General features: G+C 42.0%; 9 protein-coding genes and 1 pseudogene. 5 read left to right on the forward strand and 5 right to left on the reverse strand.

The window, feature by feature from the left end:
- On the reverse strand, positions 1-1,218 hold the full coding sequence (locus RR876_RS11155) for an aspartate aminotransferase family protein (RefSeq protein WP_332477990.1): 1,218 nt from the start codon (positions 1,216-1,218) through the stop codon (positions 1-3).
- A 77-nt stretch (positions 1,219-1,295) separates the two neighbouring features.
- Positions 1,296-2,570 (reverse strand): Glu/Leu/Phe/Val dehydrogenase, encoded by a 1,275-nt coding sequence (locus RR876_RS11160; protein WP_171500605.1) that lies wholly within the window; start codon positions 2,568-2,570, stop codon positions 1,296-1,298.
- 203 nt (positions 2,571-2,773) lie between these two features.
- On the opposite strand from RR876_RS11160, the gene RR876_RS11165 reads away from it, so the two are divergent.
- The 3 genes and pseudogenes from RR876_RS11165 (at position 2,774) to RR876_RS11175 (ending at position 4,368) form a co-directional block, all read left to right on the forward strand.
- Positions 2,774-3,196: an Lrp/AsnC family transcriptional regulator gene (locus tag RR876_RS11165; RefSeq protein ID WP_004981435.1), complete on the forward strand. Its 423-nt coding sequence runs from the start codon at positions 2,774-2,776 to the stop codon at positions 3,194-3,196.
- 163 nt (positions 3,197-3,359) lie between these two features.
- A pseudogene (locus tag RR876_RS11170) lies at positions 3,360-3,747 on the forward strand (hypothetical protein); the annotation flags it as partial.
- Positions 3,748-3,897: 150 nt separating this feature from the next.
- Positions 3,898-4,368: a hypothetical protein gene (locus tag RR876_RS11175; protein ID WP_332477991.1), complete on the forward strand. Its 471-nt coding sequence runs from the start codon at positions 3,898-3,900 to the stop codon at positions 4,366-4,368.
- A 282-nt stretch (positions 4,369-4,650) separates the two neighbouring features.
- On the opposite strand, the gene RR876_RS11180 is transcribed toward RR876_RS11175, so the two are convergent.
- Both RR876_RS11180 and gabT read right to left on the reverse strand, forming a co-directional pair.
- Positions 4,651-6,099 (reverse strand): NAD-dependent succinate-semialdehyde dehydrogenase, encoded by a 1,449-nt coding sequence (locus tag RR876_RS11180; RefSeq protein WP_005400031.1) that lies wholly within the window; start codon positions 6,097-6,099, stop codon positions 4,651-4,653.
- A 16-nt stretch (positions 6,100-6,115) separates the two neighbouring features.
- Positions 6,116-7,378 (reverse strand): 4-aminobutyrate--2-oxoglutarate transaminase, encoded by a 1,263-nt coding sequence (gene gabT / locus RR876_RS11185; protein WP_332477992.1) that lies wholly within the window; start codon positions 7,376-7,378, stop codon positions 6,116-6,118.
- A gap of 577 nt (positions 7,379-7,955) precedes the next feature.
- Between gabT and RR876_RS11190 the strand changes: the two genes are divergently transcribed.
- Positions 7,956-9,458, forward strand: coding sequence for a PLP-dependent aminotransferase family protein (locus tag RR876_RS11190; protein WP_332477993.1), 1,503 nt, complete (start codon positions 7,956-7,958; stop codon positions 9,456-9,458).
- Positions 9,459-9,871: 413 nt separating this feature from the next.
- Positions 9,872-11,317, forward strand: coding sequence for an amino acid permease (locus RR876_RS11195; protein ID WP_332477994.1), 1,446 nt, complete (start codon positions 9,872-9,874; stop codon positions 11,315-11,317).
- Between the two features lie 115 nt (positions 11,318-11,432).
- Here RR876_RS11195 and RR876_RS11200 read toward each other — a convergent pair whose 3' ends face one another.
- Positions 11,433-12,659, reverse strand: coding sequence for a heparin lyase I family protein (locus RR876_RS11200; RefSeq protein WP_332477995.1), 1,227 nt, complete (start codon positions 12,657-12,659; stop codon positions 11,433-11,435).
- Positions 12,660-12,704: the final 45 nt, after the last annotated feature.

A 12,704-nucleotide genomic window follows, 5' to 3' on the forward strand; every position in this document is an offset into this window, starting at 1 on the left:
TCACGCGCCAACAAAGCGCACGAGCGCACGTTCAAAGCGTTGTAAACCTGCTTCGATATCTGCTTCTGGAATAATTAATGATGGCGTGAAACGAACGACATTTGGACCTGCAACCAGTGCCAATAAGCCTTCTTCGCCCGCTAAAGTCACAATGTCTTTGGCTTTACCTGCATATTCAGCTTTCAGTACACAGCCAATTAATAAACCTTGACCACGAATTTCTTCAAATAGGCCATAGCGTGCATTTAACTGATTTAAACCATCGGCAAAAATTTGCGCACGTGTACGTACACCATTCAACACTTCTGGGGTATTGATCAAACCAAATACGGCATTGGCGACAGCAGACGCCAATGGGTTACCACCATAAGTCGTACCATGGTCACCCACCACAAACATGTTGGCAAACTTATCTGTTGTGATCATGGCACCAATTGGGAACCCACCGCCAAGTGCTTTGGCTGTAGTTAAAATGTCTGGGGTCACATCCGTGTTCATATACGCATATAAAGCACCTGTACGACCGACACCTGTTTGTACTTCATCAAAAATAAGTACCGCACCATGTTGGTCACACAGTTCACGTAAGCCTTTTAAAAATTCAGGGCTTGCCGTAATTACACCACCTTCACCTTGAATTGGCTCAACAATCACAGCACACGTATCCGCATCAATCGCTTCACATACTGCGTCTAAATCATTGAATGGTAAGTGATTGATACCTTCTGGAAGCGGTGCAAAATCTTGTGAATATTTCGGTTGACCACCTGCCGTAACAGTAAATAAAGTACGACCGTGGAAAGCATTTTTAAATGCAATAATTTTATTTTTGCGTGTAGAGCCTGAAAGTAGGCCCACTTTGCGCGCAAGTTTCAAAGCCGCTTCATTGGCTTCTGCACCAGAGTTACAGAAGAACACTTTATCTGCAAAGGTGTTATCAACTAATTGTTTTGCAAGCTCAAGTACAGGCTCATTGGTATAACCATTGCCAATGTGCCATAGCTTTTGACCTTGTTCGACCAAAGCTTTAACCGCCACAGGGTGAGCATGTCCAAGCGCATTGACCGCAATACCACCTGCAAAATCAATATATTCCTTACCTTGCTGATCCCATAAACGAGAACCTTCGCCACGCACAGGAATAAACTGAGCGGGTGCAAAAACTGGCACCATGTACTGATTAAAATCTTGGCGAGCGGGTTGACTATTCTGGTTCATGGTTTGTTCGTCCTTAATAAATCTGATGTTGTTCTTTCTAATAATGTGGTGTGCCCCGAAGGGCACGGAACTTCCCCTTAACCTGGGAAAATTCCTCGTTCTTTACGTGCTTTTAAGATACGTTTACACGCCAAGATGTATGCTGCTGTACGTAGGCTGCACTGCTTTTCGCTTGCAGTGAACCAAACGTCTTCAACTGCTGACACCATGAGTTTGTCTAAACGTTGATTAATTTCTTCTTCTGTCCAGAAGTAGCTCGCCATGTCTTGAACCCATTCGAAGTAACTCACGGTTACACCGCCTGCGTTACACAGTACGTCAGGTACAATCGTGATTTGACGTTCTAGCAGAATGTCTTCTGCATCTGGATACGTTGGACCGTTCGCACCTTCTAAGACTAATTTTGCAGTCAATTTTTGTGCACGTTCAGCAGTAATCTGACCTTCTAAAGCCGCTGGAATTAAAATATCCATTTCAACTGACCAGAACGCTTCGTCTTCAATTAAAGTGGCATCTGGGAAGCCTGCTACACCTTTATGAATCGCAACGTAGTCTTGTAACTGTTTAACGTCCATGCCTTCAGCATTAAAGATCGTGCCTGTATGGTCTTGTACACACACCACTTTCGCATTGGCTTTATGGAATAAGTAACCCGCTTCGCTACCCACGTTACCGAAACCTTGGATCGCTACACGGCTGCCTTCAAGCGCGAGATTGATTTTCTTAGCAACTTCTAAACCAGTCACAAATACGCCACGACCTGTTGCACGTACACGGCCTAAAGAACCACCCAAGTGCACAGGCTTACCGGTCACAACACCTGTTACGGTATGACCTTTGATACTTGAATAGGTATCCATCATCCAACCCATAATGTCTGCATTGGTGCCTACATCTGGAGCTGGAATATCGACTTGTGGGCCAATCACTAGGCTAATTTCGCTGGTAAAACGGCGAGTTAAGCGTTCAAGTTCACGTGGAGACAATTTGCGGGGGTCTACACGAACACCACCTTTGGCGCCGCCATACGGTAAGTTTAATACCGCAGTTTTAATCGTCATCCACGCTGAGAGTGCCATGACTTCATTGAGTTCTACGTCTGGATGATAACGAATACCACCTTTACCCGGTCCACGCGACAAATTGTGCTGTACACGATAACCTTCGAAGTGCTGGATCGAACCATCGTCCATCACGATTGGTACATCAACAATCAAAGCGCGCTTTGGACGCTTTAACGTATCGATGAATGGAATTAAGTCGTCTTCCAGATATGGCGCAACACGGTTAATCTGTGCAAGATAGGTCTGCCAAGCGCCACTATTGTCCATTTCATATGACAAAGACATGATGTTTCCCTTTGAAAATTTGGTGAATCAAATCCATTAAATAGATATGAGACATCACCCGCAGAACACATCGCCTCAGCTCGATGTAACGCTCATGTGAGTGCTTCTCAATACACATAGTATGAAAAATCAAATTGCGCCGAAAAAGTTGTAATTTTGATTAAAATGAAATAAATTTCATCAAATTGATAATAGGAAAAATCAAAATGAATGATACGGACAGCCAAATCCTCGGCTTACTGCAAGACAATGCACGTATCTCGATTACCGAGATTGCTAACAAGCTTCGTATCTCTCGAAATACGGTACAAAAGCGTATTGAATATTTGGAAACTAGTGGCGTCATTACAGGCTATACGGTGCGGATTAAACCGGGGACTGAGAAAAATAGTATCCGTGCTTGGATGAATATTATGGTCGAAGGCACCAAGACGAGTGCGGTGGTCAAAGAGCTCAGAATCGACCCTGCCGTGCATACCTTGCATAGCACCAATGGTAAGTGGGATCTGTTGGTAGAGTTAAAGTCCGACAGTTTAGAAAACTTTGATCGAATTTTAGAACGAATTCGAAATATTTCAGGTATTTATAACACTGAAACCAGTATTTTGCTTTCTACCTATAAAGTTTAAAGTAGATAAAGACAATCTGGAAAATTTATACTTCTCTCTAGCCTGTTGCCTTAAAGATCAAAAGACGTTGTAAATTGGATGCTGAACTAAAAATATATAATTCATAAGGATCAAATTTTTCTTTGTTTGAGCGGTTAGTGTGAATCTTTAACATTATTAATCCAAGTTATCTTATTGTTTTATCTAAAATAAAATAGTGTGCACTATCCCACTAGATGCATTTGGCTATTATAAAAATCCTTTGATAGGCTCGACACTTGGCGGTCGTTTCTCCACCCATACTTAGTCTAGACCACTGATTTGGTCTGTGCTGGTTTGAATGGCATGACACTTCAAATGTTCTCATTTTAAAGCGTGATGAGCCTTTATTTTATAGTCAGTTTGATGGGGTTGATCCATCTCGAACTGTAAAAATGATTCAAGCAGAAAAAACACCAGAACTCATGCAATACATGGAACAGATTTCAGGTGTAGTGGAGTATGAGAATCAGAGGTTTTTATTATTTTTTGGGTATATTAATTTAAATAATATTGAATTTAATTATATTTAAAAATAAGTCTATTTAATGTACAGAGCAGGCTTAATAAATAAAATATCAATATTCAAATATTTTTTTATTGTGGTTTGGTTATTATGCTGATAAACGAGTAAGGTAGGTTTTGATTTAAAGGCTTCATTTTTATTTAGTGGAGTTATGGTATTGTCATCTGAGTTTCTTCTTGTTTTTTTTGATAAAGATATAGTGTTGATTAATTTAGAATTAATATTAAGATTTTTTCCATTTTATATTGATTTTTCATTGTTAAATATTATTGAGGTTAGAGCTTGGATTTACATACTTTTAATGTATTTCTTTTCTTTTCCTACTCTATTTTTAATAGTGTCGTATTTGCTTTATGACCATAAAATGCTAAACCACCCAATTCCTAAGAGGTTTTTAGTTTCAATATTGAATGTGTGTCTATCACCTGTAGCAATTATTTTACCCTTTATTGTTATGTTAGAAGGTGGGGATAGTATAGGTCGTGGAGGAGCATTTTATATATTATTCACGAATTCTATGTTGGGTTTATGGATACTAGGTGCATTAATGTTTTACGCGATTACTTATATTTTTTGGAACTTAGTCATAGGAATGCCAAAAATGTGGGTTTCGCCAAAGAACAAATAGTAAATCTCCTTCATAAATCAAAAAGTGGTCAATTCTTTTGATCTTAAATCAACCAACATGAAAGCTTAATTTAGGAGATAATTTTTAAACCTCTTTCATAAATCAAAAAGTGATCTTATTAGATTTATCAACCCTCACCTCTCATAGCTTCGAATTATAAGAAGATTATGACTAGACCATACAATATATTAAAATAGATCGACTCTTCCCCAATATACACCCATAAAGAATCAGCCTTGAATGGGCAAGGCTGATTCTTTAACTGATGGTTACTGGACTGACTTAAACAGATAAGTCCACGCACAAATATTTCATTTCGAGATATTCGTCGATACCAAATTTAGAGCCTTCACGACCTAAGCCAGACTGCTTCACACCACCAAAGGGAGCTACTTCATTTGAAATCGCACCCGTGTTGATACCGACCATACCGTACTCAAGTGCTTCACCAACACGCCACTGACGTGCTGTGTTTTGAGTGAACAAGTAAGTTGCAAGACCAAACTCAGTGTCATTGGCCATTTGCACTGCTTCTTCTTCCGTTTTAAAACGGAATAGCGGTGCCAATGGACCAAAAGTTTCTTCTTTCGCGACTTTCATCTCTTGCGTCACTTCCGTTAAAAGTGTCGGTTCAAAGAAAGTTCCACCTAGGCTTGAGCGTTGACCACCGGTTTTAACCTGCGCACCTTTACTGATGGCATCAGCAATATGCGACTGTACTTTTTCAATCGCGGCTTCATCGATCAGCGGGCCTTGGGTTGAAGTCTCAACTCGGCCATCGCCCACTTTTAGGTTCGCGACAGCAACTGCCAGTTTTTCAACCAAGGCATCGTAAATACCGTCTTGTACATAAATACGGTTGGCACATACACAAGTCTGTCCGCTATTACGGAACTTGCTGGCCATAATGCCTTGTACCGCTTGCTCAAGATTGGCATCATCAAACACCAAAACAGGTGCATTACCGCCTAATTCTAAAGACAGTTTTTTGATGGTTGGCGCACATTGTTGCATCAAGATACGACCAACTTGAGTTGAACCTGTGAAGCTCAACTTTTTCACCGTGTCGCTTTCACACAGTGTTTTACCCACTTCGCTTGAATCACCACTGATGTGTAATAACACATCTTGTGGCAAACCCGCACGCAGTGCTAACACTTCTAAAGCATAAGCCGTTAAAGGCGTTTGCTCAGCAGGCTTCACGATCATTGAACACCCTGCGGCAATTGCAGGTGCGGCCTTACGTGTGATCATTGCTGCTGGGAAATTCCACGGTGTAATTGCGGCCGTAACCCCAATCGCCTGTTTGATCACCAACAAACGCTGGTTCGGCAGTGTTGGTGTTAAAACTTCACCATCGATACGGCGGGCTTGTTCTGCAAACCAACGAATAAATGAAGCAGCATAGCCAATTTCACCACGTGCTTCTGCTAAAGGCTTACCTTGTTCAGCAGTCAAAATCTGAGCCAATGACTCTTTATTTTCCTGCATCAAATCAAACCAAGCCCAAAGCACATCAGCACGTTGTAGCGCTGTTTGCGCTTTCCACGCAGTTTGTGCCTTTTGAGAACGAGCAATCACTTGCTCAACCGACGCTCGGTCATGGGATTTCACCCATGCCAAGGTATCGTGTGTTGCCGCATCTTTGACTTCGATGTAACCGCCATTTTCAGGCACATCAAAACGAATATCTGGATGCTGTAATAAATCTTTATATTGCGCTTGAAGCATCATCATTACTCTTCAATTATGCTGCAGCAGAAAGTGCAAAACCTTGTTTTAAAATATTTAAGCCAGCACGGAATTGTTCTGCAGGAATCGTTAAAGGATATAAGAAACGGATCACATTACCATAACGACCACAGGTCAAAATAAGCAAGCCATTTTGCATTGCATAGTTTTGAATTGCTTTCGCTTGATCCGCCGTTTCCAACTCAATCGCGACCATTGAACCCAACGCACGAATTTCTTGGACTGTAGTCGAAGACTGTTTTAGTTCATTCAGAACCTCAACCAACTCTGCACCTAATACATTTGCACGTTCGCAAAGACCTTCTTCTTCAATCACATCCAGTACGGCATGCGCAGAAGCTACAGCCACGGGGTTACCTGCATAAGTACCACCTAGACCACCTGGGTTTGGTGCATCCATCACTTCAGCACGGCCAACTACACCAGAGATTGGGAAACCACCACCAAGACTTTTCGCCATCGTGATTAAATCCGCTTTGGTTTCATAGTGATCCATGGCAAATAACTTACCAGTACGGGCAAAGCCTGTCTGTACTTCATCTGCAATAATCAAAATACCGTGTTGATCACACAGTGCACGTAAACGTTTTAAGAATTCTGCAGGAACAACGTTGAAACCGCCTTCACCTTGCACAGGCTCAAGCACAATAGCTGCTACATCATGTGCCGCAATATCTTCTGCAAAAATGTCTTCAATGCTTTCAATCGCAGCATCTACAGTAATGCCTTTTGATTCTACAGGGTAGCGTGCATGGAAAACACCTGAAGGCATCACACCAAAGTCACGTTTGTACGGTGCAGTTTTACCCGTCATTGCCATCGTCATAAATGAACGACCGTGGAAACCGTTACCAAAAGTCACAATGCCGTGACGACCTGTGTAAGAACGTGCAATTTTCACTGCATTTTCTACAGCTTCAGCACCAGTAGAGAAGAATGTTGTTTTCGCTTCATCAGCAATTGGCGCACGTGCATTAATACGTTCAGCTAAAGAAACATAGCTTTCATACGGTACAACTTGGTACGCTGTATGGGTGAATTTAGTCAATTGTTCAGTAACAGCAGCAATAATTTTAGGATGGCGGTGACCTGTATTCAGTACCGCAATACCACCCGCGAAGTCTGTATATTGATTCCCTTCAGCATCCCAAATGGTGGAATTTTCTGCTTTCTCCGCATACCATTGACACATGACACCAACGCCACGAGGAGTCGCTTTTAGTTTACGTGCGTTCAGTGCAGAGTGTTTACTGTCCATTTTGTATCCTCATTATTGATTCATACATTTATAAAATTTCAGCGTCCCGATCATGCTTTTTGCTGATATACAAAGGACGTGGGGTTTATTGCATTTTGCGCTTTTATTGGCACTAGACGAGAGCCACTTTTCATCAGACAGATGGAGCCAATTCACCCTACCCCTTTATAATTATTTTCCATCTAAAATATTTATTTGATAAAAATAAATAACTTAAAAAATATCCATTAAAAAAAGCATACTTATTCAAGAGAGCCATTACGGTATTCAATCGAATCACCAAAAATGATAAAGAAGCCCAAAATTCAGCAAATGACTAGGCCAACCCAGAAACCATTTATGTCCTTCTTTAGGCTTTTCTAATTGTATTTTCAAGCCGTTGTATTCGATTATGTAAATCATCTAAAAAAACTTTTGCTTTGGATGCGACTTGTGTATATTTCCAGCCCCTTAGTCTCGGGCATTTGCTTCCAACGTCTACAAGCGAAATGCTTTACAACGGCTGCCTGACGAGATAATTTTGCATTTATGGTAATCGCTCACGAAAAGCCATTTTAATATTGTAGGAGAGAGCCAATTGCGTAGCTTGCTTGGAGATTATTTACTGCAACGATTACAGCAAGATATTGACGGAACCCTACAATTGCGGTTGTTTCGCTGCTTACGCAACGCCATTATTGACAGTGTGCTCGCACCCAAAACTCGCCTACCTGCATCGCGTGACTTAGCCAAAGAAATTAAAGTCTCACGCAACACCGTACTCAGTGCGTACGAACAATTACAAGCGCAAGGCTATGTTGAAGCACGTACAGGCCAAGGCACTTGGGTGGCTGAAAAACTGCCTGAATCCTTTTTGGTCAAAGCTGAAAATACCAATAGCCAAGCTCAAGAAAAAAAGACCCAGCAGAATTACAATTTGTCGCAACGCGGTTCCTATCTCATCGGCTATTCAGCTGCATCGCCTTACCAATGGGGCGCTTTTGTGCCTGGTGCACCCGATGTCACAGAGTTTCCGCACCATATTTTTAGCCGTATTCAGACCCGCCTCAGCCGTGAACCCGAAATCAACAGTCTCATTTATAGCAATGCGGGCGGTTGTTTAGAGCTGCGCCAAGAACTGGCGGAATACCTCAAAATTGCGCGTTCGGTGCAATGCGATGCAGACCAAATCATTATTACAGAAGGGACACATCAGGCGATTGATTTGGTTTCAAGGACTTTAAGTGACCCAGGCGATGAGGTCTGGATTGAAGATCCTGCTTATTGGGGGGCACGTAATATTTTACGCATTAATGGCGTGAATCTACGCTCCTTGCCTGTCGATCAAGAAGGCATTATTCCTGACCTAGACCCTAAAATCCCACCTAAACTGATTTTTGTGACGCCTTCACATCAGTACCCTTTAGGCTCGCACTTAAGTTTGGAACGTCGTAAACAACTGATTGCCATCGCACGGCAACATAAAAGCTGGATTGTGGAAGATGACTATGACAGTGAGTTCCGTTTTTCGGGTCAGCCCTTCCCTTCTTTGCAAGGTTTGGAGCCAGATGCACCTGTCATTTATATGGGAACCTTCAGTAAAACCATCTACCCTGCATTGCGCATTGGCTATTTGGTGGTACCTAAAAAGCTGTTTTCACCGCTGCGTATTGTGGCATCGGAGTTGTATCGAGGCGGGCATTTATTAGATCAAAAAGTCTTGGCGGAGTTTATCCGTGAGGGCCATTATGAAGCCCATATTCGTCGTATGCGTTTACTCTATAGCAAGCGCCACGCCTTTTTAATCGACCTGATTACACGTCATCTTGGGGCAGATTTCCTGCATGAATATAATACCGCTGCTGGTTTACATTTGATTTTAAAGCTGCCTAGCAACATGGATGATGTGCTGATTGCCAGCAATGCACTTGATCAAGGCGTGAAAGTTCGGGCGCTGTCACAATACTATACCAAGCATTATTCAACACGGCAGAAAGGACTACTATTGGGCTTTGCCTGTGTCCGTGAACAGGAAATATTGGTGGCTTTTGGTGTGTTACTCAAATGTCTGCGAAATGCAGGAATTCGTACGCTGAGTTGATTATTTTTATAAATTAGATACTTAAGCTTTTCTACAAGCATTCGACTTGCGACTAAAGCCGCAGTTACAAAGCTGATTTTTGCTGCTTCATTCTATAAATTATTGAGATGAGAGTAAACATTGGCTCCCCAGCTTTTCACATTTTAGCTGCAATTGGCTCCTTCGAAATGCTGAAAAATGGCTCTCGTTTACTGAGAACAAAAAAGAGAGATTAGGTGCATACATAAACAACATGTAACCGTTTTGTAGCCAAAGTGTGATTTTTCACACTTTGGCAGGAATATCAGATTTATTCATTTTTGCCTTAATAATGATAAAGCCTCTGATCACTCGGTTACAGTTTTAAAGGAAAAGTAGTCCGAAAAGGCTTTGCCCCATTTTGAAACTACCTCCTTAAGATTAAGGAAAATTATATGGAAGCACCTAAACAAAGCGCTGTGCCGGATGCATCTCAAGGCTTAAAAAATGGACTTAAGTCGCGTCATCTTACAATGATCTCGATTGCAGGTGTCATTGGTGGTTCACTGTTCATCGGCTCGGGAAATGTTATCTATTCGGCAGGCCCTGCTGCAGTTTTGGCCTATGCGTTTGGTGGATTACTCATCCTATTAATCATGCGTATGCTGGGTGAAATGGCCGTTCTCAATCCAGACAGTGGGTCATTTTCAACCTATGCAGATCGTGCCATTGGGCGTTGGGCTGGTTTTACCATTGGCTGGCTGTATTGGTGTTCTTGGGCTTTGCTGATGGGCTGGGAAGCCTATGTCGCAGGTAAAATTCTCAACAGTTGGTTTCCCTTTATCCCGATCTGGGGTTACATGTTGGTCGTGATTGTATCCTTAGTTTTGGTTAACTTACAAAATGTCAAAAACTATGGTGAATTTGAGTTTTGGTTTGCACTCATCAAAGTAATTGCGATTGTGATTTTCTTAGTGATTGGTAGCTTGGCTATCATGCATTTATGGCCATGGGGTCAAGCAAGTGCATCAGGAATCACGCATTTAACTGCTGATGGCTTCATGCCGAATGGTTTCTCGGCAGTCATCACCGCCTTACTTGGAGTTATGTTTGCCTATATCGGTGCTGAAATTGTTACGGTGGCGGCAGCAGAATCAGAAAATCCAGCCCGTGAAATCCGTAAAGCATCTAACTCTGTGGTTTGGCGGATTATGTTGTTCTATGTCGGTTCAATGTTTATTACCGTCTGCCTAATTCCACATAATAATCCACTGTTAAAAGATCCAACTTGGGGAACCTATAGTGTGACTTTGTCAGCACTTGGCATTCCAGAAGCAAAACACATTGTAAACTTTGTGGTCCTAACCTCGGTATGTAGCTGCTTTAACTCGGCGCTCTATACCTGTTCGCGGATGTTATTTTCACTGTCAAAACGTGGCGATGCACCGAAAAGCTTCGGTTCAATCAACCGTAATGGTAGTCCATGGATGGGCGTTCTGGTCTCGTCATTATTTGCTCTGGTGGCGACGTACCTTACTGCAACTGAAAGTATGAATGTCTATGACATCTTCATGTTAGCAACAGGTACAGCAGCGTTGTATGTCTACCTGACCATTGCCTTCTCACAATTACGTATGCGTAAGAAATTAGAAGCTGAAGGACAAGTGATTGACTTTAAAATGTGGTTATTCCCTTGGCTCACTTATCTTGCCATCGCCTTTATCATTGGCGCGCTCATTACCATGCTTGTGGAAGGCACCTACTTCAAAGAAGTGACTTACACCAGCTTACTTGCTCTGTTTATTGTTGGATTAGGCATCTGTGCACAGAAGTTTAACTGGGGAAAGCATGCTCAAGATAAGTCGATGAACACTCAAGCCGATTTGAGCAATAACCTTTAATTTTAAAATAATGTGGTAATGACCTAACTTCAAACCAGATTAGACCGACGGCTCTCACGTGAGAGCCGTCGGTTTTTTAGTGATAAGAAATGATCACTTAAATAAAAACGAAATCTTAATTAAGATCTTTAATCACCACGTTTTTATGGTAAGCCTCGACAGGCTGCCCCACGATTACACGGTTCTTCAGTGCCCCTTCACGCCAACTTGAACGGTAAATGCCCATTTGGAAATAAGGTGACCACTTTTGATGGTAATTATTGACCCCACTGATGTTGGCTACTTCTTTTCCATTGTGTTTCACCACTACTTTCCCGGGAATCAGTTGATTGTTTGCATCAAGTTCTGACCATTGAATATCAAAATTCCAATCATTCCACTGGTTATACGCCACAGGCACATCTAAGACATAACGCTTCAAAAGCGTTTCTGGAACCGCTAATGGTGAGGTCATTGGCTTCAACTCATATACATGTAACTGCCATTCAGGTTTTAGACCTGAAAGCACCAAGGCTATTGGAGGATTCAAATCCTTGCCATTTAGGTTAAAGCCATGCCACTGCGCCAATATTGTTCCATACTGAAATGCGGGCCATGTTGAGGGAATATAATGAGAAAAAGAATAGTTGTAATGGCCCCAACCAAATTGCTTTCGTTGTATTTCCGCGCGATAGCATTGACCATCATCAGGCACGACAAATTTGGCAACATTCTGTCCTGTACCAGCTGGATCTTTAACTATCGTTGCTGAACTACGATTTTCAAAGTGGAGAGCCATTGCATTCCACGTCGACAGATCATTACTGTATTTGTCGACACGAATCGTCCCCGTCTCAAAGCCATCACGAAAAATAACCTTGCCCTTTTCTTCCGTATTGTCGACCAATTCATCATCATTTTCTGGGTCTGGTATCACATCAGATGGATTGACAACTTGTTCTGTATTTCTTGCGAAGACCTGTAGTTTAATCGTGGTGGTTTGACTGTCTTGTTGACCATCATTCACCATTAAACTCAGTTCATAATCTCCAGCACGGTCTGGAATAAAATGAAATGTTTTATCTGTACTGGCACCAAGACTGGGAAAGCTATTTTCTGGCTTTTTAACAACCGCCCAACGATAGTTCAATGTGGTCGCACTATCATCAGTACTTTCAGAACCATCTAAAAGTATACTATCGCCAACCATAGCACTTTCTTGCGTTGACTGAATTACGGCTACAGGCACTTCATTTTGAACATCTTTTACCGTTGCTGTTGTTGACTGGTCACCTTCACCGCCCCCGCAAGCACTCATCCCCAAAACTGTAGTCAAAACTAAAAAATATCTAATTTTTTTCATGCAAATGCACTCTATTTATACCCACCCAAAATCAGCCATGTACCT

Source organism: Acinetobacter sp., assembly GCF_036666595.1.
Lineage (GTDB): Bacteria > Pseudomonadota > Gammaproteobacteria > Pseudomonadales > Moraxellaceae > Acinetobacter.

Excerpts from the sequence above, each read along its gene's own strand:
- RR876_RS11155 (WP_332477990.1), bottom strand. The coding sequence starts at position 1,218 with ATGAACCAGAATAGTCAACCCGCTCGCCAAGATTTTAATCAGTACATG.
- RR876_RS11165 (WP_004981435.1), top strand. The coding sequence starts at position 2,774 with ATGAATGATACGGACAGCCAAATCCTCGGCTTACTGCAAGACAATGCA.
- RR876_RS11180 (WP_005400031.1), bottom strand. The coding sequence starts at position 6,099 with ATGCTTCAAGCGCAATATAAAGATTTATTACAGCATCCAGATATTCGT.
- gabT (WP_332477992.1), bottom strand. The coding sequence starts at position 7,378 with ATGGACAGTAAACACTCTGCACTGAACGCACGTAAACTAAAAGCGACT.
- RR876_RS11195 (WP_332477994.1), top strand. The coding sequence starts at position 9,872 with ATGGAAGCACCTAAACAAAGCGCTGTGCCGGATGCATCTCAAGGCTTA.
- RR876_RS11200 (WP_332477995.1), bottom strand. The coding sequence starts at position 12,659 with ATGAAAAAAATTAGATATTTTTTAGTTTTGACTACAGTTTTGGGGATG.